The 22,220-nt window shown below is 68.6% G+C and carries 20 protein-coding genes; 11 read left to right on the top strand and 9 right to left on the bottom strand.

Translation table 11 applies throughout. From position 1 onward, the window contains the following. Positions 1-55: 55 nt before the first annotated feature. The gene (locus tag EV137_RS13020) at positions 56-2,263 is read right to left on the bottom strand and encodes an FHA domain-containing protein (RefSeq protein ID WP_134128773.1); all 2,208 of its coding nucleotides are present in this window, start codon (positions 2,261-2,263) and stop codon (positions 56-58) included. A 639-nt stretch (positions 2,264-2,902) separates the two neighbouring features. Here EV137_RS13020 and EV137_RS13015 point away from each other — a divergent pair. Next, entirely contained in the window at positions 2,903-5,203 is a 2,301-nt protein-coding gene (locus EV137_RS13015) for a M4 family metallopeptidase (protein WP_134128771.1), read from the top strand. 54 nt (positions 5,204-5,257) lie between these two features. On the opposite strand, the gene EV137_RS13010 is transcribed toward EV137_RS13015, so the two are convergent. Then, a complete protein-coding gene (locus EV137_RS13010) occupies positions 5,258-5,938 on the bottom strand; it encodes an SRPBCC family protein (protein WP_134128769.1) in 681 nt (226 codons plus the stop codon). Continuing rightward, complete coding sequence (locus EV137_RS13005; protein WP_238175266.1) at positions 5,935-6,519, bottom strand: winged helix-turn-helix domain-containing protein; 585 nt, start codon at positions 6,517-6,519, stop codon at positions 5,935-5,937. Before EV137_RS13005 ends, EV137_RS13010 begins: the two co-directional genes overlap by 4 nt. A gap of 187 nt (positions 6,520-6,706) precedes the next feature. On the opposite strand from EV137_RS13005, the gene EV137_RS13000 reads away from it, so the two are divergent. The 10 genes from EV137_RS13000 (at position 6,707) to EV137_RS12955 (ending at position 17,259) form a co-directional block, all read left to right on the top strand. After that, complete coding sequence (locus tag EV137_RS13000) at positions 6,707-7,624, top strand: nucleotidyltransferase domain-containing protein (protein ID WP_134128767.1); 918 nt, start codon at positions 6,707-6,709, stop codon at positions 7,622-7,624. After that, positions 7,614-8,369: a nucleotidyltransferase domain-containing protein gene (locus tag EV137_RS12995; protein WP_238175265.1), complete on the top strand. Its 756-nt coding sequence runs from the start codon at positions 7,614-7,616 to the stop codon at positions 8,367-8,369. Before EV137_RS13000 ends, EV137_RS12995 begins: the two co-directional genes overlap by 11 nt. A gap of 124 nt (positions 8,370-8,493) precedes the next feature. After that, positions 8,494-10,617: an alpha-galactosidase gene (locus tag EV137_RS12990; protein WP_134128765.1), complete on the top strand. Its 2,124-nt coding sequence runs from the start codon at positions 8,494-8,496 to the stop codon at positions 10,615-10,617. Positions 10,618-10,652: 35 nt separating this feature from the next. Then, entirely contained in the window at positions 10,653-11,597 is a 945-nt protein-coding gene (locus tag EV137_RS12985) for a carbohydrate ABC transporter permease (protein WP_238175264.1), read from the top strand. Next, positions 11,594-12,475 carry a carbohydrate ABC transporter permease gene (locus tag EV137_RS12980; RefSeq protein WP_134001425.1) on the top strand — a complete coding sequence of 294 codons (882 nt, stop codon included), beginning with the start codon at positions 11,594-11,596 and terminating at the stop codon, positions 12,473-12,475. Before EV137_RS12985 ends, EV137_RS12980 begins: the two co-directional genes overlap by 4 nt. Then, positions 12,475-13,830 (top strand): ABC transporter substrate-binding protein, encoded by a 1,356-nt coding sequence (locus EV137_RS12975; protein WP_134128763.1) that lies wholly within the window; start codon positions 12,475-12,477, stop codon positions 13,828-13,830. The genes EV137_RS12980 and EV137_RS12975 overlap by 1 nt, the downstream gene beginning before the upstream one ends. Positions 13,831-14,000: 170 nt before the next feature. Continuing rightward, positions 14,001-14,549 (top strand): DUF1707 SHOCT-like domain-containing protein, encoded by a 549-nt coding sequence (locus tag EV137_RS12970; RefSeq protein ID WP_134128761.1) that lies wholly within the window; start codon positions 14,001-14,003, stop codon positions 14,547-14,549. Then, positions 14,546-14,959, top strand: a complete 414-nt coding sequence (locus tag EV137_RS12965; RefSeq protein ID WP_134001419.1) for a hypothetical protein — start codon at positions 14,546-14,548, stop codon at positions 14,957-14,959. The genes EV137_RS12970 and EV137_RS12965 overlap by 4 nt, the downstream gene beginning before the upstream one ends. Continuing rightward, positions 14,952-16,409, top strand: coding sequence for a multicopper oxidase family protein (locus EV137_RS12960; protein WP_238175263.1), 1,458 nt, complete (start codon positions 14,952-14,954; stop codon positions 16,407-16,409). Before EV137_RS12965 ends, EV137_RS12960 begins: the two co-directional genes overlap by 8 nt. Positions 16,410-16,452: 43 nt before the next feature. Further along, a complete protein-coding gene (locus EV137_RS12955) occupies positions 16,453-17,259 on the top strand; it encodes a hypothetical protein (RefSeq protein WP_134128759.1) in 807 nt (268 codons plus the stop codon). On the opposite strand, the gene EV137_RS12950 is transcribed toward EV137_RS12955, so the two are convergent. From EV137_RS12950 to EV137_RS12925, 6 genes are all read right to left on the bottom strand, one after another. Further along, positions 17,256-17,435: a hypothetical protein gene (locus tag EV137_RS12950; protein WP_134001416.1), complete on the bottom strand. Its 180-nt coding sequence runs from the start codon at positions 17,433-17,435 to the stop codon at positions 17,256-17,258. The two genes, EV137_RS12955 and EV137_RS12950, sit on opposite strands and share 4 nt — an antisense overlap. Positions 17,436-17,531: 96 nt before the next feature. After that, positions 17,532-18,632 (bottom strand): sulfite oxidase, encoded by a 1,101-nt coding sequence (locus tag EV137_RS12945; RefSeq protein WP_134001414.1) that lies wholly within the window; start codon positions 18,630-18,632, stop codon positions 17,532-17,534. Between the two features lie 43 nt (positions 18,633-18,675). Continuing rightward, positions 18,676-19,284 (bottom strand): response regulator transcription factor, encoded by a 609-nt coding sequence (locus tag EV137_RS12940; protein ID WP_134128757.1) that lies wholly within the window; start codon positions 19,282-19,284, stop codon positions 18,676-18,678. A 10-nt stretch (positions 19,285-19,294) separates the two neighbouring features. Next, the gene (locus EV137_RS12935) at positions 19,295-20,428 is read right to left on the bottom strand and encodes a sensor histidine kinase (RefSeq protein WP_134128755.1); all 1,134 of its coding nucleotides are present in this window, start codon (positions 20,426-20,428) and stop codon (positions 19,295-19,297) included. 40 nt (positions 20,429-20,468) lie between these two features. Then, positions 20,469-21,203 (bottom strand): ABC transporter permease, encoded by a 735-nt coding sequence (locus tag EV137_RS12930; protein ID WP_134001410.1) that lies wholly within the window; start codon positions 21,201-21,203, stop codon positions 20,469-20,471. Then, complete coding sequence (locus EV137_RS12925; RefSeq protein ID WP_134001408.1) at positions 21,200-22,123, bottom strand: ABC transporter ATP-binding protein; 924 nt, start codon at positions 22,121-22,123, stop codon at positions 21,200-21,202. Before EV137_RS12925 ends, EV137_RS12930 begins: the two co-directional genes overlap by 4 nt. Positions 22,124-22,220 lie beyond the last annotated feature (97 nt).

Below are 22,220 nucleotides of genomic sequence, written 5' to 3'. Positions count from 1 at the left end.
GGTTACGGCGACTATATCAATTTTCGATGTAAGTCGGCCGGGAGGGTGCTCGAGGTCAGTTGCTCAGGGCGATATTGGAGATGGCGAAGGACGTGCTGCCGGACTTGAACGTGAGCACTGCCGTGGTGGCGCTGTCCGGGAGGTGACCCTTGAACGTGAGCGTGCCGTGTTCGGTGCCGCCGGTCGCGATCCGCTTCGGCCAGGAGCTGCGGCCGGGGTCGGCGCGCAGGGCGGTACCGTCGGCGGCGGTGAACGTCGTACCGTCGATCGGAACCGTGATCGCTTCCTTGGCGGTGTTGACGAGCTTGACCTCGACGCGCGTGAAATGGCTCGTGTACGTGACGTTCTCGACGGTCATCGTGACACCCGTGCCGGGCTTCGAGACCGGTTTGATCAGCCGGTCTTCGCCGGTCTCGTTGCCCGTCAGGTAGCCGCCGACGTACTGCGCGCCCGCCGTCAGCGCGAACCCGCCGATCCCGACGCCGACGAGCACCACGGCGATCGCGACGAGAACCGACACGGTGAGACGGCCCGGCCGGTGGTCCTTCGGGGCTGCCGCATCGAGCAGCGCCAGGACCATCGCTGCCACGAGCGCGATACCCGGCGCGACCAACCACCTGAGCACGCCGCCGGGGCCGTCGGCGAGGAACGTGACGATCAGGTTCACAACCATCCCGAGCACGATCACGGCCCCGGCCACGATCAGCACCCGCGACAACCGCACCGTCCCCACGGCGTCATCGCTGTCGGCTGTACGGCGCTCCGCTCCGGGCAACCGTTCCGACCCGGGCAACCGTTCCGACCCGGGCAACCGTTCCGACCCGGGCAACCGTTCCGACCCGGGCAACCGCTCCGAGCGGGGGAGTCGATGGTCCGCGCCGGGCAAGCGTCGTTCCGACCTCGGGAGCCGGTCGTCCGCGCCGGGCAACTGGTCCGCGGTCGACGCCCGCCGATCGGTCGGGTCGGGCCAGCCGGCGGATGGGTTCCAGTTCGCTTCCGACTGATCGATCTGGGCGGAGATCTCCGCCGGCGACCGCACCGGCTCCGGGTTGTCCGCCGACGGATAGGCCGCCCAGGTTCCCCCCTCAAACCCAGGAACCACGCCCGCAGCCCCAGACCCACCAGCCTCTGCGCCCACCATGTACTCATCGACATCCGCCCCCTGCCTACCCTCAGGCTCAAACGGGCGGCCGTCACCGGATACCACCTCACCCGACACAAACGGCCCGGCAGCGGCCGACTGCTCATCCTGCGCGAACGGCCCGGCGGCGTGTGCCTGCTGGTCCTGCGTGAACGGGCTGGCGGCGTGTGCCTGCTGGTCCTGCGTGAACGGGCTGGCGGCGTGTGCCTGCTGGTCCTGCGCAAAGGGGCTGGCGGGGTGCGGTTGCTGGTCCTGCGCGAAAGGGCTGGAGGTGTGTGCCTGCTCGTCTTGCGCGAAGGGGCTGGCGGGGTGCGGTTGCTCGTTCTGTGCGAACGGCCCAGCGGCGTGCGCTTGGTCTTCTTGCGTGAACGGGCTGGCGGGGTGCGGCTGCTGGTCCTGCGCAAAGGGGCTGGTGGCGTGTGCCTGCTCGTTCTGCGTGAACGGGCTGGCGGGGTGCGGTTGCTCGTCTTGCGCAAAGGGGCTGGTGGCGTGCGGTTGCTCGTTCTGCGCGAACGGGCTGGGGGCGTGCAGTTGCTCGTTTTGCGCGAATGGGCTGGCTGCGGGGGGCGGGGCTGTCTGGAGGGAGTTGGTGGTGGGGGGTTGGTTGGGTGGGGGGAACGGGTTCGGTTCGTCCGGGGTGACTGAGGTGGGGGCGGCGTACTCGGGTGGACGTGGTGGGTCGGCGTACGGCGCCTCGGGTTCCCGTGTGGGGTCCGCCTGCGGGGGTGCAGGAGAGGGTGCGGCTGGTGGCGGCTCGGACGCCGGGGCGGAGGCGGCGGGAGGTGCCGGGGGTGCGGTGGGGGGCGTGTCTGTGGAGTGGGGGCTGGGGGTGGTGGATTTGTGGAAGGTGAGGACCGAGCGGCCGATTTGGATTCGGTCGCCGTTGGTGAGGGGAGTGGGGGCGGTGAGGCGGCGGCCGTTGAGGCCGGTGCCGTTGCGGGACTCGTCGTGGAGGGTCCAGGTGCCGCCGTCGCGGTTCAGGCGGGCGTGGATGCGGGAGATCTGGTCGTCCGCCTGCAGCCGGATGTCGGCGTTGGAGGCGCGGCCGATGGTGATCGTGTCGGTCCCGGCCTGCAGCGTCCACTGCTGTTCGCCGAGCGACAGCACGAATTCGGTTTCCACTCACACCCCAGCCGGCGTCGTCCTGATCGCGATCCGGTTCCGCCGCCGGGGTGTCGCACCCCGCGGCAGCCAACCCGTCTGGGCGATTCTGCCATTCGGACCAGCCCCAGACCACCAGCAGTCCCACCCCACCGCAACGCCGCCACCCTCCGCGACAACCCGCTCACCGACCTCCCACCACGGTCCGCGACGCACCGCTCACCTACCCCCACCACGATCCGCGACGCAACCGCTCACCACCCCCACCACGATCCGCGACGCAACCGCTCAGCACCCCCACGATCCGCGACGCACCTCTCACCCGCCCCCATCACGGTCCGCGATGACCTCCTCACCCCACCCACCACATCCCGGCTGCGGGCGTGATGAATCTCAGGATTCGGGAGGGTTTGTCAGCGCTTAGTAGTGATGACAACGCGGTCAGTTGTCTTGGGGGTGCCAACGGCACGACAGCGCCTTGCCCGGGTGGGGGTGCGGACATAGTGTCCGTCCGCGCGATCTATCGGGGCTGGATGGAAAGGGGTCTTCCGGACAGCCGTGCCGATGGGTAGGCCGGAGGTTCCAGGCGGAGTGGTGCACCGCCTGCAGTCCGGCGAGGCGCAACCCGCCCAAGCACCACATCGCGAAGGGACCACATCCATGGTCTTGTTTCAGCGTTCCCGCAAAGTTGCGGTCGTTCTCGGGGTGACCGGCCTCGCCGCGGCAGCACTCGCCGGGTTCGGTTCGTCGGCCGGCGCGGCGACGGGTGCGGCGCCTCCGCCGCGGCCCTCACAGGCGCAGTCGAAGGCGTTCGCCGCCGACTCCGCTTCCTCCCTCGTGGCGGGGCGCCCGAGCGCCCTGCACGCCTCGAAGGACGACAAGTTCACCGCGAAGCCGGTGATCTCGGAGCAGTCCGGTCTGCAGTACGTTCCGTACGAGCGTTCGTACAAGGGCCTCCCGGTCGTCGGTGGTGACTTCGTCGTGGTCACCGATGCGAAGGGTGCCGTGAAGTACACCTCGGTCGCCCAGACCACCGCCGTACCGGAGCTGTCGACGACCGCGAAGGTGACCCCCGCGGCCGCGCAGAAGACGGCGAAGACGCAGCTCAAGAAGGTCGACTCGGCGACCACGCCGACGCTCGCCGTCTACGCCCTGAACGGCACCCCGAAGCTCGTGTGGCAGTCGCGGGTCAGCGGCAGCAACGGCCACGACCCGTCGAGTCTGTCGGTGTACGTCGACGCGCAGAGCGGCAAGGTGCTCGGTACCAAGGAACACGTGATGGCCGGCAACGGTACGGCGGCGTACAGCGGCCCGAACCCGGTCCACCTGGACACCACCCTGTCCGGCAGTACGTACTCGATGAAGGACCCCAACACCACCAACCTGTCCTGCCAGGACGCGGCGAACAACACCACGTTCTCCGGTCCGGACGACAACTGGGGCAACGGTACGGCGACCAACAAGGAAACCGGCTGCGTGGACGCGCTGTTCGCCGCCCAGACCGAGAAGAAGATGCTGACCGACTGGCTCGGCCGCAACGGCATGGACGGTAACGGCGGCGCCTGGCCGATCCGTGTCGGCCTGAACGACGAGAACGCGTACTACGACGGCTCGCAGGTGCAGATCGGTCACAACACGGCCGGCGGCTGGATCGGCTCGATCGACGTCCTGGCCCACGAGATGGGTCACGGGATCGACGACCACACGCCGGGTGGCATCTCCGGCAGCGGCACCCAGGAGTTCGTCGCCGACACGTTCGGCGCGGCCACCGAGTACTACAGCAACCAGTCGGCGTCGTACGACCCGCCGGACTTCCTGGTCGGTGAAGAGGTCAACCTGGTCGGCCAGGGCCCGATCCGCAACATGTACAACCCGTCGGCGCTCGGCGACCCGAACTGCTACTCGAGCTCGATCCCGGGCACCGAGGTGCACGCGGCCGCCGGTCCGGGCAACCACTGGTTCTACCTGCTCTCGCAGGGCAGCAACGGCTCCCCGTCGAGCCCGACCTGCAACAGCTCGACCGTGACCGGGATCGGCATCCAGAAGGCGATCCGGATCATGTACAACGCGATGCTGATGAAGACCAGCAGCAGCTCGTACCTGAAGTACCGGACCTGGACGCTGACCGCGGCCAAGAACCTGTACCCGGGCAGCTGCACCGAGTTCAACACCGTGAAGGCGGCCTGGGACGCGGTCAGCGTGCCGGCTCAGACGGCCGACCCGACCTGCTCCACGTCGGGTGGTGTCACGGTCACGAACCCGGGCAACAAGACCGGCACGGTCGGTACGGCGATCTCGCCGTTCACGCTCACCGCGTCCGGCGGCACCGCGCCGTACACCTGGTCGGCGTCCGGTCTGCCGGCCGGCATCACCATCGGCTCGTCGACCGGCACCGTGTCCGGTACGCCGACCGCGAGCGGCACGTTCAACGTCACTGCGACGGCGACCGCGAGTGCCGGCGGCTCGGGCAGCACGTCGTTCACCTTCACCATCGGCGGCACCGGCGGCTGCTCCGGCCAGAAGCTCGGCAACCCGGGCTTCGAGACCGGTACGGCGGCGCCGTGGTCGGCGTCGTCCGGAGTGATCGACAACAGCACCTCCCAGCCCGCGCGCAGCGGCACCTGGAAGGCCTGGCTGGACGGCTACGGCTCGACCCACACCGACACGCTGAGCCAGTCGGTCGCGATCCCGGCCGGTTGCTCGGCAACGCTCTCCTTCTACCTGCACATCGACTCTGCGGAGACCACTTCGTCGACGCAGTACGACAAGCTGACGGTGAAGGCGGGCTCGACCACGCTGGCGACGTACTCGAACCTGAACAAGGCGAGCGGCTACTCGCTCAAGTCGTTCAACCTTTCGTCGTTCGCCGGCCAGACGGTGTCGATCAGCTTCACCGGCACCGAGGACAGCTCGCTGCAGACCTCGTTCGTCATCGACGACACGGGCCTGAACCTGAGCTGACGCACTGAAGAGAACCCGGCCGCCGCACCTTCGGGGGTGCGGCGGCCGGCCTTGTCACTCGGGAAGCTTGAGTTCCTGTGGGTAGCGTTCGGTCCACCATGCGCGCCAGCGGGTCTCGAGCTCGCCGCGGTCGGTGTCGCCGTACACCGACAGGATCGCCATCGTGGCGCCCTCCGGCTTCTGATCGCCGGGCGGTACGTGGCTGAGCACCAGCAGGCCGTTGCCCCAGGCATCTACCGTGAGACCGAGCTGATGGTCGGAGCGGTACCAGACCTCGCACTTGACGTCCTCGCCGATCAGGTCGAGGTCGAATGCGTCGCCGGCCGGAATCCGCAGTTCGTCGACGGGGGAGACGGCGCCGGTACCCGAGTAGAACAAGGTACGGCGGGGATCGCCCGGGTGCCGTTCGACGGCGAAGCGGAGTTGGTGGAGGAACGTGATCCAGCCCTCGGTGACGTCGTCGTAATACGCGTCCCACTCGGGGTCGGCGCCCAGTGGCGCGCGGGTCAGCGTGATGCGGGATCCACCCTCGACCGCCTCGACGGCGAACTCGTCGCCGTTTCCGAGCCGCAGCGTCGTACCGTCCTCGACGGTCTCGGTGAAGTAGATGAGGTCGATCTCTTCGTCGAGACCGCCTTCGTACTCCCAGCCGTGCCAGTGCCGGATCTTCTCCTTGTTCCGCAGCGCGTCCCACACCGTTTCCACCGGGGCGGCCACCGTCACCACGATCTTCATGTCTCTCCCTCGGTACGGCGCGGTGCGGGATGTCCGCCGGCGATCAGCCGGTACGGCCGCCCGCCCTCGCTGTCGAACTCCTCGACCACCTGCTGCATCGCGGCGGTCAACGCGTCGGTGAACCGGTGCACGTCGCCCGGCTCCGCGAACCGCACCTCGGTCTCGAGCGTGAACGTCAGCAGCCGCTTCCCGTCCGCGTCGGCCGCGGTCTGCATCCGCGCGACGTCCCGCACCGTGCCCGCGGCGACCTCGATCAGGTGCTCGGCGGCGTACTGGTCCTGGATCTGCGTGAACGCGCGGCCCATGACGCCCGGATCGACGACCAGATCGGCCGACGCGCGCAGGATCCGCTCGGTGAATCCGCGCCGTCGGCGCTCCTCGACGAGCTCGAGCAGGCCGGCCTTCTCCAGTTCGCGAAGGTGGTAGTTCACGCGCTGCCGCGGCAGGTCGAGCGCGGCCGCGAGCTGGGTCGCCGACGACGGCTCCCGCAGCAGTTCGAGCAGCCTCCGCCGGATCGGCGACAACGCCAACCGCACCTTCTCGGGCTCCTCGACGTACCGCAGCATCCCCTCAATCTCCACTTGACAGGAAAATTTGTCAAGAGAATGCTGAACGCCCAGGCCATCACAATTGGCCGCGGCCGGGTCCGCCACGCGGGGATGGGCTCGGGCGGCGCAATTGTGATGGCCTGGGCGTCCGGGCTCGGCCGGCGCGGATGGGGCGAGTGTGGATGGTGGCGTGGCCCGTGGGTCGGGCAGCATGGGGCGGGTGGGTGTTCAGGGTCCGCAGTTGCCGGTGGGTACGCAGGTGGTGGTTCGGGTTGCGGCGCCCGACGATCGGGGCGGTACGGCGCAGCGTGGGGCGACCGGGCGGGTCGCCGGCGTGACCCCGGACGGCCGGTACACGGTGCGCCTCGTGGACGGTCGCCAGACCCTGGCCCGGCGCGATCAGCTCAGCCTGCGGACGGCGTACCAGGACGAGGCGATCGAACTCGACCAGCCGGACGGCGACCGACTCGTCCGCGAGCACACGATCTACGCCGCGGTCGTCGGGTCACGCGCCTTCGGCCTGGACACCGACGAGTCGGATACCGACACGCGTGGTGTGTACGTCGCCCCGACCGAGGCCTTCTGGTCGCTCGCGAAACCGCCGACGCACGTCGACGGTCCGGAGCCGGAGTGGTTCTCGTGGGAGGTCGAGCGCTTCTGCGAACTCGCGCTGAGGTCCAACCCGAACCTCCTCGAGGTCCTGCACTCACCCCTCGTCGTCCGCCAGACGCCCCTCGGTGAGGAGCTCGTCGGACTCCGTACTGCGTTCCTGTCCCAACTGGCCTACCAGACGTACTCCGGCTACGTGCTCAGCCAGTTCAAGAAGCTCGAAACCGACTTCCGCCGCGACGGTACGCCGAAGTGGAAGCACGTCATGCACCTGATCCGGCTGCTGCTCTCGGCCCGCGAACTGTTGCTCGAAGCAACGCTAGTCGTCGACGTCGGCCCGCACCGCGAACGCCTCCTCGCCGTCAAGCGCGGTGAACTGCCGTGGGACGAGGTCGAGCGCTGGCGCCTCAACCTCCACGAGGAACTCGACAAGGCACTGCAGCACACAGTCCTCCCGGCAACGCCAGACGTCGCAACCGTCGACACCTGGCTCCGGTCCGTCCGACAGAGGAGTCTCGGTGACACGTGACATGCGGCAACTCGACTACACCGAGCTCCGAACCATCATGGGGGAGCAGCCGTACCCGTTGCTCTTCGCAACAGTCTCCGGCGCCCACCTGTACGGCTTTCCGTCCCGCGACTCCGACGTCGACCTGCGCGGCGTACACGTGCTGCCGGCCGCCGAGGTGGTCGGCCTGCGTCACGGACCGGAGACCCTGGACCGTACCTGGTTCGAGAACGAGGCCGAGGTCGATCTGGTCACTCACGACCTGGCCAAGTTCGCCCGCCTGATGCTCCGCCGCAACGGCTACGTCCTCGAACAGGTCCTGTCACCGCTCGTCGTCGTCAGTACGCCGGAACACGCCGAGCTCGTCGCGCTCGCCAAGGGCTGCATCACCAGGTGGCACGCGCACCACTACCGCGGGTTCGCGCGCACCCAGTGGGAGTTCTTCGAGAAGAAGCGTGAGCTGAAGCCACTGCTCTACACGTTCCGGGTGCTGCTGACGGGCATCAACCTGATGCGGACCGGTGTGGTCCAGGCGGATCTGCGGGAGCTTCCGGGCGGACCGTCGTACCTGCCGGAGTTGATGGCGGCGAAGGCCGAGGCCGAGCATGCGCCCCTCGAAGGGCCGACCTTCGAGCGGCTTGCCACGGACGTACTGGAGCTACAGAAAGTGCTGGACGAAGCGGAGGCAGCGAGCGACCTGCCGGACCGGCCGTCCGCCGAGCCTGGACTGCACGAGCTGCTCCTCAAGGCCCGGCTCGGCCGCTGATCTCACCCTTTCCCTCGTTGTAACGCTCTAGGGTATTTACTTAACTTCGTGAAGCATTGACAACCGGCCTGACGGGGTAAATAGTTCCGTCCTGAAATCAATCAGAAAGCAGAGTGAATCAACAGTGTCGAACATCGAGATTCTGCAGCTCCGCGCCGGTGGCGTCAGCCTGGTGCTCGACTGCTCCGGTCCGGCCCTTCCGTCCGTCCTGCACTGGGGTGCGGACCTCGGTGAGCTGACCGAGAACGCTCTGCTGGAACTGCGCCGTGGCGCGGGCGCGGTCCAGGAAGGCAGTGGCCTGGACGAGAACCGTCCGATCGCGATCGTGCCCGAATACTCGGCCGGCTGGTTCGGCCTCCCCGGCCTGAACGGCCACCGCGACGGTCAGGACTTCTCGGCGAGCTTCACCCTGAACAGCGTCGCCCAGACCGACACCACCGTGCAGATCGACGCCTCGGACAGCGAGGCCGGGCTCGAGCTCCGGCTCACCGTCGAGCTGACGGACTCGGGTCTGGTGCGGAGCAAGGCCGACCTGACCAACACCGGCGAGACGCCGTACACGGTCGACGGGCTGTACCTCGCGCTGCCGGTGCCGACCGAGGCGACCGAGCTGCTCGACATGACGGGCCGGCACATCGGCGAGCGGCACCCGCAGCGGCACGCGTTCACGCAGGGCGCCCACATTCGCGACAACCGCCGTGGCCGCACCGGCGCCGACGCGACCCTGTTGCTGCTCGCCGGCACCCCCGGCTTCGGCTTCCGCGCCGGCGAGATCTGGGCCGTGCACACCGCCTGGAGCGGCAACCACCGAACCTATGCCGAGCGCGGCATGAGTGGGTACGGCGTGATCGGCGGCGGCGAACTGCTCCTCCCGGGCGAAGGTCGCCTCGAGCCCGCCGGCGCCTACAGCACGCCGTGGATCTACGGCTCGTACGGCGTCGGCCTCGACCAGGTCTCGCACCGCTTCCACGACTTCCTGCGCGCGCGTCCCAACCACCCGAAGACCGAGCGTCCCGTCGTACTGAACACCTGGGAGGCCGTGTACTTCGACCTCGACCTGGACAAGCTGAAGGCGCTTGCGAACGCGGCCGCCGAGGTCGGGGCCGAGCGGTTCGTCCTGGACGACGGCTGGTTCCGCGGCCGCCGCGACGACCACGCCGGCCTCGGTGACTGGTACGTCGACGAGGGAATCTGGCCGAAGGGCCTGCACCCGCTGGTGGACCACGTGAAGGGCCTCGGCCTGCAGTTCGGCCTGTGGGTCGAGCCCGAGATGGTGAACCCGGACTCGGACCTGGCACGCGAGCACCCGGACTGGATCCTCGCGACCGGCAACCGGATGCCGCCGACCGCACGCCACCAGCAGGGCCTGAACCTGGGCGTCCCGGAGGCGTACGACTACATCCTCGAGCGGTTGGACAGCATCCTCAGCGAGTACGACATCGCGTACCTGAAGTGGGACCACAACCGCGACTTCGTTGACGGCGGCAACCAGCACACGGGTACGGCGGGCATTCACGAGCAGACCGTGGCGGTGTACCGGCTGATCGACGAGCTGAAGCGCCGGCACCCGGGGCTGGAGATCGAGTCCTGCTCGTCCGGCGGCGCGCGGGTCGACCTCGGCATCCTGGAGCGCACCGACCGGATCTGGGGCAGTGACAGCAACGATGCGCTCGAGCGGCAGACCATCCAGCGCTACACGCAGCTCCTGCTGCCGCCGGAGCTGATCGGCTGCCACGTCGGCCCGCCGCGGGCGCACACCACCGGCCGCACCCAGACGCTGTCGTTCCGCGCGATCACCGCGCTGTTCGGCCACTTCGGCATCGAGTGGGACATCGCGTCGGCCACCCCCGAGGAACGCCAGGAACTCAAAGGCTGGGTCGCCCTGCACAAGGAGTTGCGACCGCTGTTGCACACCGGGACGGTTGTCCGCGCCGACCGCGGGCCGGAGGACGTGCTCGTCCACGGCGTCGTGGCCCAGGACGGTTCTCGTGGCGTGTTCAGCGTCGTACAGGTCGCGCAGTCGGTGACCTCGGCCGTCGGCCGGGTGCGGCTGCCCGGACTGGACCCGCAGCGGACGTACCGGATCAGCAAGGTCGCGACACCCGGGCCGGAGTCGCGGTCGACGGCATGGTTGGCCGACGGTGGAAGCGTGGAACTGAACGGCGCCACGCTCGCCTCGGTCGGAGTACTCATGCCTGCTCAATGGCCCGAGAGCGCGATCTTGCTGGACGTGACAGCGATCGGATAAGGCCGTCCGACCGCCGGACAGAGAAGGAGATCCCCGTGACCGCCACCACCAACGCACCACCTACCAGGAAACGAAGTCACGGGGTCTCCGCAGCACCACCAGGGAAACGGCGACGCCTGGGGGACCTGAAGGTCGCGATGATCTTCCTGGCCCCGGCGACCCTCGGGTTCGTCGTGTTCTACATCTGGCCGACACTGCGCGGCGCGTACCTGAGCTTCACCGAATACAGCCTGCTCTCGGCGCCGAAGTTCAACGGTCTGGCCAACTACGAGCGGATGATCCAGGACAGCTTCTTCTGGAACGCGCTCGGGGTCACGGTCGAGTACGTCGTGATCAACATCGGGGTGCAGACCGTGCTGGCGGTCGGGATCGCGATGCTGATGTACCGGTTGACGAAGTCGATCACGGTCCGCGCCGTCATTCTCGCGCCGTACCTGGTCGCGAACGTCGTCGTCGCGCTGGTCTGGTACTGGATGCTCGACGTGCAGGTCGGCGTCGTGAACACGTTCCTGGGCTGGGTCGGAATCGACCCGGTGGCGTTCTTCGGCGACTCCCACTGGGCGATCCCGACGGTCGCGGGGATCAACGTCTGGCGGCACATGGGGTACACCGCGCTGCTCGTGTTCGCGGGGCTGCAGACCATCCCGGCGTACGTCTACGAGGCCGCCGAGGTGGACGGGTCGACCGAGTGGAAGACGTTCTGGCGGATCACGCTGCCGCTGCTGCGGCCCGTTCTGGTGATGGTCCTGGTGGTCACCATGATCGGGTCGTTCCAGATCTTCGACACGGTCGCCGTGACCACGCAGGGCGGTCCGATCAACGCGACCCGGGTCATCTACTACTACATCTACGAACGGGCGTTCACCCGGTTCGACTTCGGGTACGCGTCGGCGATGGCGCTGGTGCTGTTCGCGATCCTCGCGGTCGTGTCGCTGCTCCAGTTGCGGCTGCTGCGGGCGAAGGAGAGTGATCTCGCATGAGGCGGCAGGTGAGTGTCGGGCGTACGGTCGCCTGGGTCCTGTTGTTCATCTTGTTGATCGTCACCCTGTTCCCGTTCTACTGGATGCTGCGTACGGCGTTCTCGGACAACACGCAGCTGCCCGGTCACCCGGATTCGCTGTTGCCCGTGGAGACCACGCTCGGCGCGTTCAAGCGGGTGCTCGGACTGTCGTCGATCGAGGAGGCGCAGGCACAGGGCGGCTCCGGCGCGGCCGTGAACTTCTGGCTGTACCTGCGCAACTCGTTGGTGGTGGCAACCATCACGACGGTGTGCCAGGTGTTCTTCAGCGCGATGGCGGCGTACGCGTTCGCCCGGCTGCGCTGGCCCGGCCGGGACAAGGTGTTCGCGTTGTTTCTGGCCGCGCTGATGGTGCCGCCGATCTTCACCACGCTGCCGAACTTCGTGCTGATCAAGAACCTCGGGCTGCTGAACAGCTTCGCCGGCATCATCCTGCCGGGTGCGTTCATGACGCCGTTCGCGATCTTCTTCCTCCGGCAGTTCTTCCTCAGCATCAACCGGGAGCTCGAGGAGGCGGCGATGATCGACGGTGCCGGGCACCGGCGGATCTTCTTCGGGCTGATCATCCCGATGAGCGCCGCGCCGATCACGACGCTGGCGATCCTGACCTACATCAACTCCTGGAACGACTACTTCTGGCCGTTGCTCGTCGGTCAGCAGGAGAACGTGCGGGTGCTGACGGTCGCGCTGGGCGTGTTCCGGTCGCAGACGCCGCAGGGCGGTCCGGACTGGGCCGGGCTGATGGCGGCCACGCTGATCGCGGCGCTGCCGATGATCATCCTGTTCCTCGCGTTCGCCAAGCGGATCACCAATTCCATCGGCTTCTCCGGGATCAAATGATGAACCTCTCACGAAGGACCCTGCTGAAGACAGGACTGGCCGCGCTCGCCGTACCGGCTGTTGCCGCCTGCAACAACGGCGCCGCGGCGCGTGGCGACGGCGAGATCATCTACTGGCTGTGGGACTCCGCGCAGCTGCCGATGTACACCGAGTGCGCCAAGGTGTTCCACGAACAGAACCCGCAGTACTCGGTGAAGATCGAGCAGTACGGGTGGAACGACTACTGGTCGAAGCTCGTGACCGGGTTCATCTCGGACACCGCGCCGGACGTGTTCACCGGGCACTCGTCGAAGTACCCGCTGTTCGCGGACAAGGGTCAGGTGCTGCCGATCGACGACTACGTTGCCAGGGACAACGTCGATCTGAGCATCTACCAGAAGGGTCTGGCGGACCGCTGGATCGGGGCCGACGGCAAGCGGTACGGCCTGCCGAAGGACTGGGACACCGAGGTCTACTTCTACAACAGCGCGCTCACCGAGGCGGCCGGGATCAGTCCCGAGCAGCTCAACTCGATGACGTGGAACCCGCAGGACGGCGGCACGTTCGAGCAGATCGTCCGGCGGCTCACGGTCGACTCCAAGGGGCGTCGCGGTGACCAACCCGGGTTCGACAAGAACAACGTGAAGGTCTACGGGCTCGGGTACGCCGACGCCGGCGGTGGCGACGGGCAGACCAGTTGGAGTTGGTACGCCGCGAGCAACGGCTGGAAGTACTCCGAGGGCGAACCGTGGGGGACGAAGTTCTTCTACGGCGACCCGAAGTTCACCGAGACCATCGGGTGGTGGCGCGGGCTCATCACCAAGGGGTACATGCCGACGTACGCGCAGGCGAAGTCCGGGGTGGACGTGACGACCTCCTTCGGTGCGGGGAAGTACGCGATCACCCCGAACGGCTCCTGGATGCTCGGGACGTACGGGACGCTGAAGCAGGTGAAGACGAAGCTCGCGCGGTTGCCGATCGGACCGATCGGGAAGCGGATGTCGATGATGAACGGGCTCGCGGACACCATCTGGGCCGGAACCACCCGGCGGGATGCGTCCTGGGCCTGGGTGAAGTTCCTCGGGTCGCAGACCGCCCAGGACATCGTCGCCAAGGCGGGCGTGGTGTTCCCGGCAGTGGCGGCGAGTATGCCGGCGGCGAAGGCGGCGTTCGCGAAGAGCGGTTGGGACGTGACACCGTTCCTCGAGCCGGTCGAGGCCGGTGACGTCTTCCCGTACCCGGCCAACCCGAACGCCGCGGACGTGACCGCGGTGATGACACCGGCGATGGACGCGGTGATGTCCTTCGAGGCCGATCCCGCTTCGCTGAGCAAGGCCAACAACGATGTGAACAAGATCCTCTCCGCCAACGCTTAGGGGTTCACCCTGGGCTGGTCTACGCCCGGGGGAGTACGTCGTACTGCGTCCAGCGGTGCAGTGTGCTCCTCCGGGGGTAGGGGAGGTGTCGCCGCTGAGGCGACGCGGTGAAAGCGGTTTGAAAGACAGTCTTGGTGCCGTTGGAAGAACTACGAGCACCGAGGAGTGTCATGAACGACGAGAGGCCGGGCGGATCGATCCGTATCGGCGACAGTGAGCGTGAGGACGCCGTCAGGCGTCTGGGCGAGCATTACGAAGCCGGCCGGCTGAGCGCGGACGAACACTCCGAGCGCGTCGAGCGGGCGCTGAAGGCGAGGACCGGCGCCGACCTGGAGGGTCTGTTCGCGGACCTGCCGGGAGCACACCAGGCCACGACCGGTGACGACAACGAGGGCTGGGCCGGTCCGTGGGGCTGGCGGCGGCCGCCGTGGACCGCACCGGAGAACGCAGCGGGAGCGGCGGGACCGGGCGGGGCATCGGGCGCGGGTTGGCGTGGAGCGACCAGTGGGCCGGGTGCCGGCGGTCAGCGGCCTCAGTGGGCGGCTCGCGGGCCGCTGGGCCGCATTCCGTTCCCGTTGCTCATCCTGCTGGGTGTGGCCGCGGTGATGCTGTCGATCGGCTGCACGGTGATCGGTGGGCATCCGCCCGTCCTGCCGCTCCTGCTGATCGTGGCCGCGGTCCTGTTCGTGCGGAAGCGCCGGATGGAGGGGCGGGCATGAGGAACGTGTACCGGGTCGTGGGGATGCTGATCGCGATCGCGGTCGTGCTGCAGGTCGCCTCGATCGCGCTGGCCGGGTTCACGATCGCGAAGGACGCCGACGACGGCACCTCGATCGGTGCCGACTACAGCAACTTCGGGCAGAGCTACCACAGCATCGCCGGTTCGGTGATCGCGCTGCTCGCGCTGGTGTTCCTGATCGTGTCGTTCCTGACCGACGTACCGCGTGGCCGCGTGCTGGCCGGGATCGTAGTCGGTCTGGTGGTCGTGCAGTTCCTGCTCGCCGTGGTGTCCTTCGGGCTTCCGGCGCTGGGCGTGCTGCACGGGATCAACGGGCTCGCGATCGCCGGTGTGGCGAGTGCGGGTGCGCGACGGGCCGTCGTACCGAATCAGCCTGTGACCAGTGGCTGACGTCAAGAACCGTCGATGGGGCCGGCTGGTCGCTCTCGGGGTGACCCTGGCGGTACTCGTACCGCTCGGGTACCTCTGGGCGACCAGCCTGGTCCCGGGGGAGTACAACCCGGCGGAGATGGGGTACGCCGACCACGGCGGCGGACCGTCGATGGACCACGAGCACCATCACCCGGGCATGAGCGTCGACGACCTGGCGGGGCCCAAGACGGGTACGCCGAACGTGGACGTGACGCTCGTGGCGCGGAAGCAGAAGTTCCAGCTCGCGTCGGGCGAGACGATCGACGGGTACACGGTGAACGGGACGTCGCCCGGGCCGTTGATCCGCGCGCGGGTGGGCGATCTGGTGCAGGTCACGTTCGTGAACGAGTCCGTGAAGGACGGCGCCACGTTGCACTGGCACGGGATCGACGTACCGAATGCCGAGGACGGGGTCGCCGGGGTGACGCAGGACGCCGTACCGGTGGGTGGGAAGCATGTGTACCGGTTCAAGGCGCCGGAGGCGGGGACGTACTGGTACCACTCGCATCAGGTGTCGAGCGACGAGGTCAAGGGCGGTCTGTTCGGCCCGATCGTGATCGCGTCTCCTTCACCTGGCGAGGTGGTGGCCGCGATCCACACGTACGACGGGAAACGGACGATCAACGGGCGCACCGGGACCGGGCGGGCCGACGTGCCCGCCGGTACGACGGCGCGCGTGCGGGTGATCAACACCGACAACGCGATCCTGCGGGTCGGGCTGATCGGGACGCCGTACAGGGTGGTTGCCGTCGACGGTCGCGACGTCCACGGGCCGACGGCCGTGACGGCTGCCTATCCGCTGCCTGCTGGTGGACGTGTGGATCTCGAGGCGGTGGTCCCGGCGGGCGGGATGCGGCTGGTGGCCGGTACGTCGGCGTTGTCGCTCGGGATCGGGCCCGCGGGCGCCGAGCCACCGGGCGGTGACCTGCCGGGTGACAGTGTCGATCTGCTGAAGTACGGGACGCCGGCGCCGATCGGGTTCGACCCGGCGAAGGCGGACCGGAACTTCGAGTACCGGATCGGGCGGCGGCCGGGGTTCCTGGACGGTATGCCGGGGTTGTGGTGGACGATCAACGGCCACAAGTTCCCCGACGTGCCGATGTACATGGTCGCCGAGGGGGACGTGGTCCGGATGAAGATCTCCAACACCAGCGGGCAGGCCCACCCCATGCACCTGCACGGCCACCACGCCGTCGTCCTGTCTCGCAACGGCATCGCGGCGACCGGTTCACCGTGGTGGGTCGACACCCTCGAGGTCGGCAACAAGGAGACCTACGAGATCGCCTTCGTCGCCGACAATCCCGGCCTCTGGATGGACCACTGCCACAACCTCCCCCACGCCTCCGAAGGCCTGATGACCCACCTCATGTACGAGGGCGTGACGACGCCGTACCGGGTCGGTGGCGACTCGCACAACGAACCGGAATGAAACCGCGCGGCGCCGAGCTGCGTCCATCGCACATGATGTTCCGGTGACCGACCCCGACGACGACCTCCACGGCCGGCAGCTGCTCCTGTTGCTGCTGTTCTTCGGCACGGTCGGCGGCGGGTTGTACTTCCTCGGCTGGCTGACCCGCCCGAGTTTCTTCTACAACAACCCGCTCGTGTGCGCCGCGATCGCGGGCGGGGCCTGCTACCCCGCCCGCTTCCTCGTCGAACAGTTCGCCTGGTGGAGCCGCCTCGAGCAGCCGAGCAAACGCACCCAGCGCCGCCGCGAACGTGCCCGCGAACGCGATCTTGCCGAGGCACGCGAGGCGGCCCAGGCGCGGCTGGTCGAGGGCGAGAGCGAGAGCCCGGCGGACGGCGGCAGGCATCGGCGAGCGGGCCGCGGTCGGCCCGACTGGCTCGGCCGGTTCAGCTGGCTCGGCCGGCTAGGCGGTGGTGTCCGGCCGATCGTGGGCGGTGTGCTGGTGCTGGGCTGTTTCGCGATCGCCCCGCTCGGGATCGCGGATGCCCGCCACGAGCAGCAGGTCGCGCGCTCGGCTCCGGTGCGGTCGGCCGTAGTGCTGTCGGTCCACGTCGACAAGTGGTCGAAGAACCACGACGTCACGATCACCGTGACCCATCCCGGCGACGGGTCGACGGTGGAGATCGACGGCGCCGACCAGCTCGAGCCGCTCCCCGCAGTAGGCGATCGGCTCGATGTGCAGATCGACCCGGACGACCCGTCGAACGTACTCGCCGCCGACGCCGACTGGACGGTGCACTGGTACGTCTACGCGCTCTTCGTGCTCGGCGCGCTCGCCGGGGCCGCGGTGGTTGCCCTGTTCTTTTTCTAGGACGCTTGCTGGAGCTCCGCGAGGTGGGTGCAGGCGGCTTCGATAGCGGCCGGCTGGGTGGGGTACGAGCCCCACCAGACCGGGTTGTCCGGTTGTGGATCGAGCTCGTCGTCGACATCGGCGTACCACTCGCCGGCTGTTCGGAAGACCCGCGCGTGCAGCTGGTTGGCGTTCACCGCATCACTCCTGGAAGTGAGAACCGTGTACGTCTCCAGAATGTGACTGCGGTACGCCGGAACACGCGAACGACACGCGGGTTTCAGGTGACCGGATCAGGTGACGAGGACCGTGATGCGCTGGGCGGTGTTGTTGCTGAAGCCGCCGCGGTTCCACGGTGCCTCGATGGGTTGTTCGCGGCCGCTGGCGTCGTAGGCGCGGACGGTGAGGACGTGCTCGCCGGGTGTCGCCTCCCAGTCGTAGGCGAAACCGCGCCAGGCCAGCTCGTCTTCGTTGCCAGGGGCACCCAACGTGGCCTCGTGCCAGTTCACGCCGGCGTCGGTGCTGACCTCGACCCGCTCGATCGGCGCCCAGCCGGACCAGGCCCGGCCGAACAACGGAACGGGGCCGGCGGCAACGAAGCGGTGGCGACTCATGAAGTCCGGGAAACCGGGTGGGATCAGCAGCGCCCGCGGCTCGATCCGGGTGACCGCGACACCTTGGTCGTCGGCGTCCGTGCGGATCCGGTACGCGACCGCGTTCTGGAACCCGTCGAACGTGTGGTCGATGACCTCGATCGACCGCAGCCACTTCACGCTCGCCATCCCGTACCAACCGGGTACGACGAGACGCAACGGATACCCGTGCTGCGGCGGCAGCGGCGCACCGTTCATCTCCCACGCGACGAGCGCGCCGGAGTCGATCGCCTCCTCCACCGACAGCCCACGCTGGTAGTCCTGTTCGACGCCGCGCTCCACACCGTGGTCGGCGCCGGTGAAGACCACATCCACGGCGTCGGAGCGCAGCCCGGCCAGCCGGAGCAGATCGGACAACAGCACGCCCGTCCACTCCGCCGTACCGACCGCCTCCGACAACCACGGCTGACTGATCGGCCGCGGCTGCAGCGTCGCCCGGCCGTTGCCGGCGCACTCCAACGTGACGCGGACCGTACGGCGTCCCATCGCGCGCAACTCGGTCAGCCCGAACGCCAACGGTTGCTCGACGCACCCGTCCACGCTCAGCAGCCAGTCGCCCGCGTTCGTTGCGGGGATGTCGTAATGCACCAGCACGTAGTGCAGTCCCGGCGGAGTCACGTCGTACCGCAGCCCCTCCAGCGGCATCCCGTGGTTCCGCGCCGCCAGTTGCAGCTCGTCGGGCGTAATCCCCTCACCCGTGTCCGCCAACCGACCCCGCACACTGAAATCCTCGATCGACATCACAGATCCCTCCCCTGGGGTCAACCCTAGAGGTAGAGACCGGCTACAACCAGCCGTTGTCGAGGGCGATGCGGGCGGCTTCGGCTCGGGTGCGGGCGCCGGTCTTGCCGATGGCGGCGGAGAGGTGGTTGCGTACGGTGCCTTCGGACAGGTGCAGTTCCTTGGCGATGTCGGCGACGGTGCCTCCCTCCCGGGCGGCCCGCAGTACGTCGGACTCGCGGCCCGTCAGCGGGCTGGTCCCGGCCACCAGGGTCTCGGCGGCGAGCGACGGGTCGACCACGCGGAGCCCCTGATGCACCCGCCGTACGGCGTCCGCCAGCTGAGTCGCGGGCGTGTCCTTGACGACGAACCCGGCCGCGCCGGCCTCCATCGCGCGCCGCAGGTACCCGGGCCGGCCGAACGTGGTCACCATCAGCACCCGCACCCCTGGTACGGCGGTCCGCAGCGCGGCGGCCGCCTCGATGCCGTCCAGCCCGGGCATCTCCACGTCGAGGAGCGCGACGTCCGGCCGGGCGTTCCTCGCGGCCTCGATCACCTCGTCACCGCGGCCGACCTCGGACACGACCTCCAGGTCGGGCTCGAGGTCGAGCAGGGCGGCGAGGGCACCGCGCACCAGCGCCTGGTCGTCGGCGATCAGCAGTCGGATGGTCACAACCCCATCCTCACAGGCCGACCTTCACGGCCAGCCGGAACCCGCCGCCGGGTGCCTCGCCGACCTGCACATACGCGTCGGCCTGGTCCGCCCGTTCCCGGAGCCCGATCAGCCCGTGGCCCGACGTGCGTCCGCCCGGCGTCGGCCCCTTGCCGTCGTCGAGTACTTCGATCTGCGCCGCCGTGATCCGGATCGTGCAGCGCTTCGCGCCGGAGTGCCGTACGACGTTCGTGACGCCTTCCCGCACCACCCAGGCGAACAGTTCGCGGTTCTCCTCCGGTACTTCGTCGACCGTGGTCGGCAGGTCCGCCTTGATCTCCGCGGCCTGCAGCGCGGCCCGCGCGGAGACGAGCTCACCGGCCAGGCTCAGCTCGCGGTACCCGGCGACAGCGGCCCGTACGTCGGCCAGCGCGGCCCGCGCCAGGCTCTCGACGTCCGCGACCTCGGCGGCCGCCCGCTCCGGGTTCGCCTCGATCAGCTTGCCGGCCAGCTCCGCCTTCACTGTGATGACGGTGAGCGAGTGGCCGAGGATGTCGTGCAGGTCGCGGGCGAACCGGTTCCGCTCCTCCTGCACGGCCAGCTCGGCCATGTCCTTGCGCGCCGCGGTCAGCTCGATACTGCGCTGGATCGCCCGCCGCATGCCGAACACGGCCAAGGCGCCGAGGAAGATCGCGAAGCCGAAGCTGCCGTTGTCGGTCCAGCCCGGCACCACCCGCATCGCCAACTCGACGCCGCCGAGCAGCAGCGCGACGACGCCGATCGCGATCCGCAGGTCGAGCGCCATCATCGCGACCGCGGAGATGTACACCAGGCAGGTCAGCGCCTGCTGACCCGCCGAGGGCAGCAGCAGGAGGCTCAGCGCGAGCATCCCGCCGAGGTAGGCCAGGCGCTGCCAGGTCGGCATGCCCTGGGGGCCGATGCCGACCCAGCGGATCCACCCGAAGAACCCGAGGTACGACAGTCCGAAGAGAGCGAGCGTGACCAGCCCGAGGACCCGGGTCGTCCCCTCCCGGTGGATGATCTCCTCGAACGGCTGGTTCAGGTAGAACAGCCAGACCCCGGCGGCCAGCCAGCCCCACCGCCCAGGTCCTGGGCGGCCTCCGCGCTCGGCGAGCGCGTCCATCAGGGTCGGCGAAGTCTTCACGGTGGTCACGCTATCGCCCGGTTGCTCAGTCACGGGTGGTTCAGGCGCGGGCGGTGTCCGCGCGGTACCGGCGGAGTCCGATGAGCCCGAGGACGACGGTCCAGCCGATCACCACCAGCAGCGCGTGGGTGTCCACGCCGCTCGCCGTCAGCGCACTCCGCGAGGTCTGGCCGGTCCAGTACGCCGGCGTGACTTGGGCGATGTGCTTCATGATCGACGGCATCTGGTCGACCGGCAGCCACAGGCCGCCGAAGGCCGCGATCAGCATCGTGCTCAGGCCGGTGATCGGCTGCACGCTGTCCGGCTTCGCGATGTACCCGATGACCAGGCCGATCGCCGCGAACGGCAGCGCGCCGAGCCACGACACCAGCGCGACCGTCAGCCACTGGGTGGCGCTCAGGTGCACGTGCCCGAACACCATGCCGGTGACGAACACGACCAGCAGCGGCGGGACCGCCAGTAGCAGGCTCAGGATGACCTTGTTCACGACGTACGCCTGCGGCTTCAGCGGGGTCAGCCGCAGCGTCCGGTTCCAGCCGCCGTCGCGTTCGGCCGCGATCACGCCGCCGCTGCTCATCGCCGCGGACATCGAGCCGAACATCGCCATACTGACCATCACGTACGCGATCGCGGAGATCCCGGCCTCGTTGGCGTCCTGCGGGATCGTCAGGCCGAAGATCAGGAACAGCACCAGCGGCATCAGGATCGAGAAGATCAGCACCCGCCGGTTCCGCAGGGTGCGGCGGATGTCGAAGATCAGGTAGTCGCGGTTCATGCCAGGGTCTCCTGTGCCTTGTTCTGGTCGGCCTTGTTCTGGTCGGTGATCGCGAGGACCGCGTCCTCGAGGTCGGCCGAGGTGACTTCGATGTCGTGGGCCTTGGTGTTGCCCAGCAGGTGCCGAAGCGTGCTGTCGGAGTCGGCGCACTGCAGCAGGACCACATCGCCGCGCGTCTCGACGTTGCGTACGCCGGGCAGCGAGGCGAGCGCGGCCAGATCGGCGCCGGGGATCGTGGCGCGGATGGTCCGGCCGGAGACGCTCGCCTTGATCTGCGCGGCGGTGCCGTCGGCAACGACCTTGCCGTTGCGCATCAGCACCACGCGGTCGGCGTACGAATCCGCCTCTTCGAGATAGTGGGTCGCGAACAGCACCGTGCGGCCGCGGGCGGTCTCGGCGTGCATCGACGCCCAGAAGTCGCGACGGGACTCGACGTCCATACCGGTCGTCGGCTCGTCCAGCACGATCAGGTCGGGCTGCGGGATGATCGCCATCGCGAACCGCACCCGCTGCTTCTGGCCGCCGGACAGACCCTTCATGGTCCGCTTGGTGAGGTCGGCGATCCCGGCCCGCTCGAGTGCCTCCTCGACCGGCATCGGGTCGTTGTGCAGTCCGGCCACCAGGTTCAGGAGTTCGCCGACCTTGGCGTCCTCGATGATCCCGCCGCTCTGCAGCATCACGCCGACCTGCCCCTGGGCGATCGCGTCGGTCGGCGTACCGCCGTACACCTGCACCGTGCCCTGGTCCGGCTTCACCAGGCCGAGCAGCATCTCGATCGTGGTCGACTTACCGGCGCCGTTCGGCCCCAGCAACGCCACCACCTCACCGGCCCGGATGGTCAGATCCACCCCGGCGACGGCCTGCACATCCGCATACTTCTTGGTCACACCCCGCAGGCTGACCGCAGTCGTTGTCGTCATACCTAGAGCCTGCTGAAGCGGGCCGTCGCACCCCTGGATCGCTCGTCACGACCCACCCATGACATCCGTCAGCCGGGTGCGGGTGAGACCTGGCACC

This window comes from Kribbella pratensis, assembly GCF_004366075.1.
Classification (GTDB): Bacteria; Actinomycetota; Actinomycetes; order Propionibacteriales; family Kribbellaceae; genus Kribbella; species Kribbella pratensis.
This window is presented reverse-complemented; position numbering and strand designations above follow the sequence as displayed.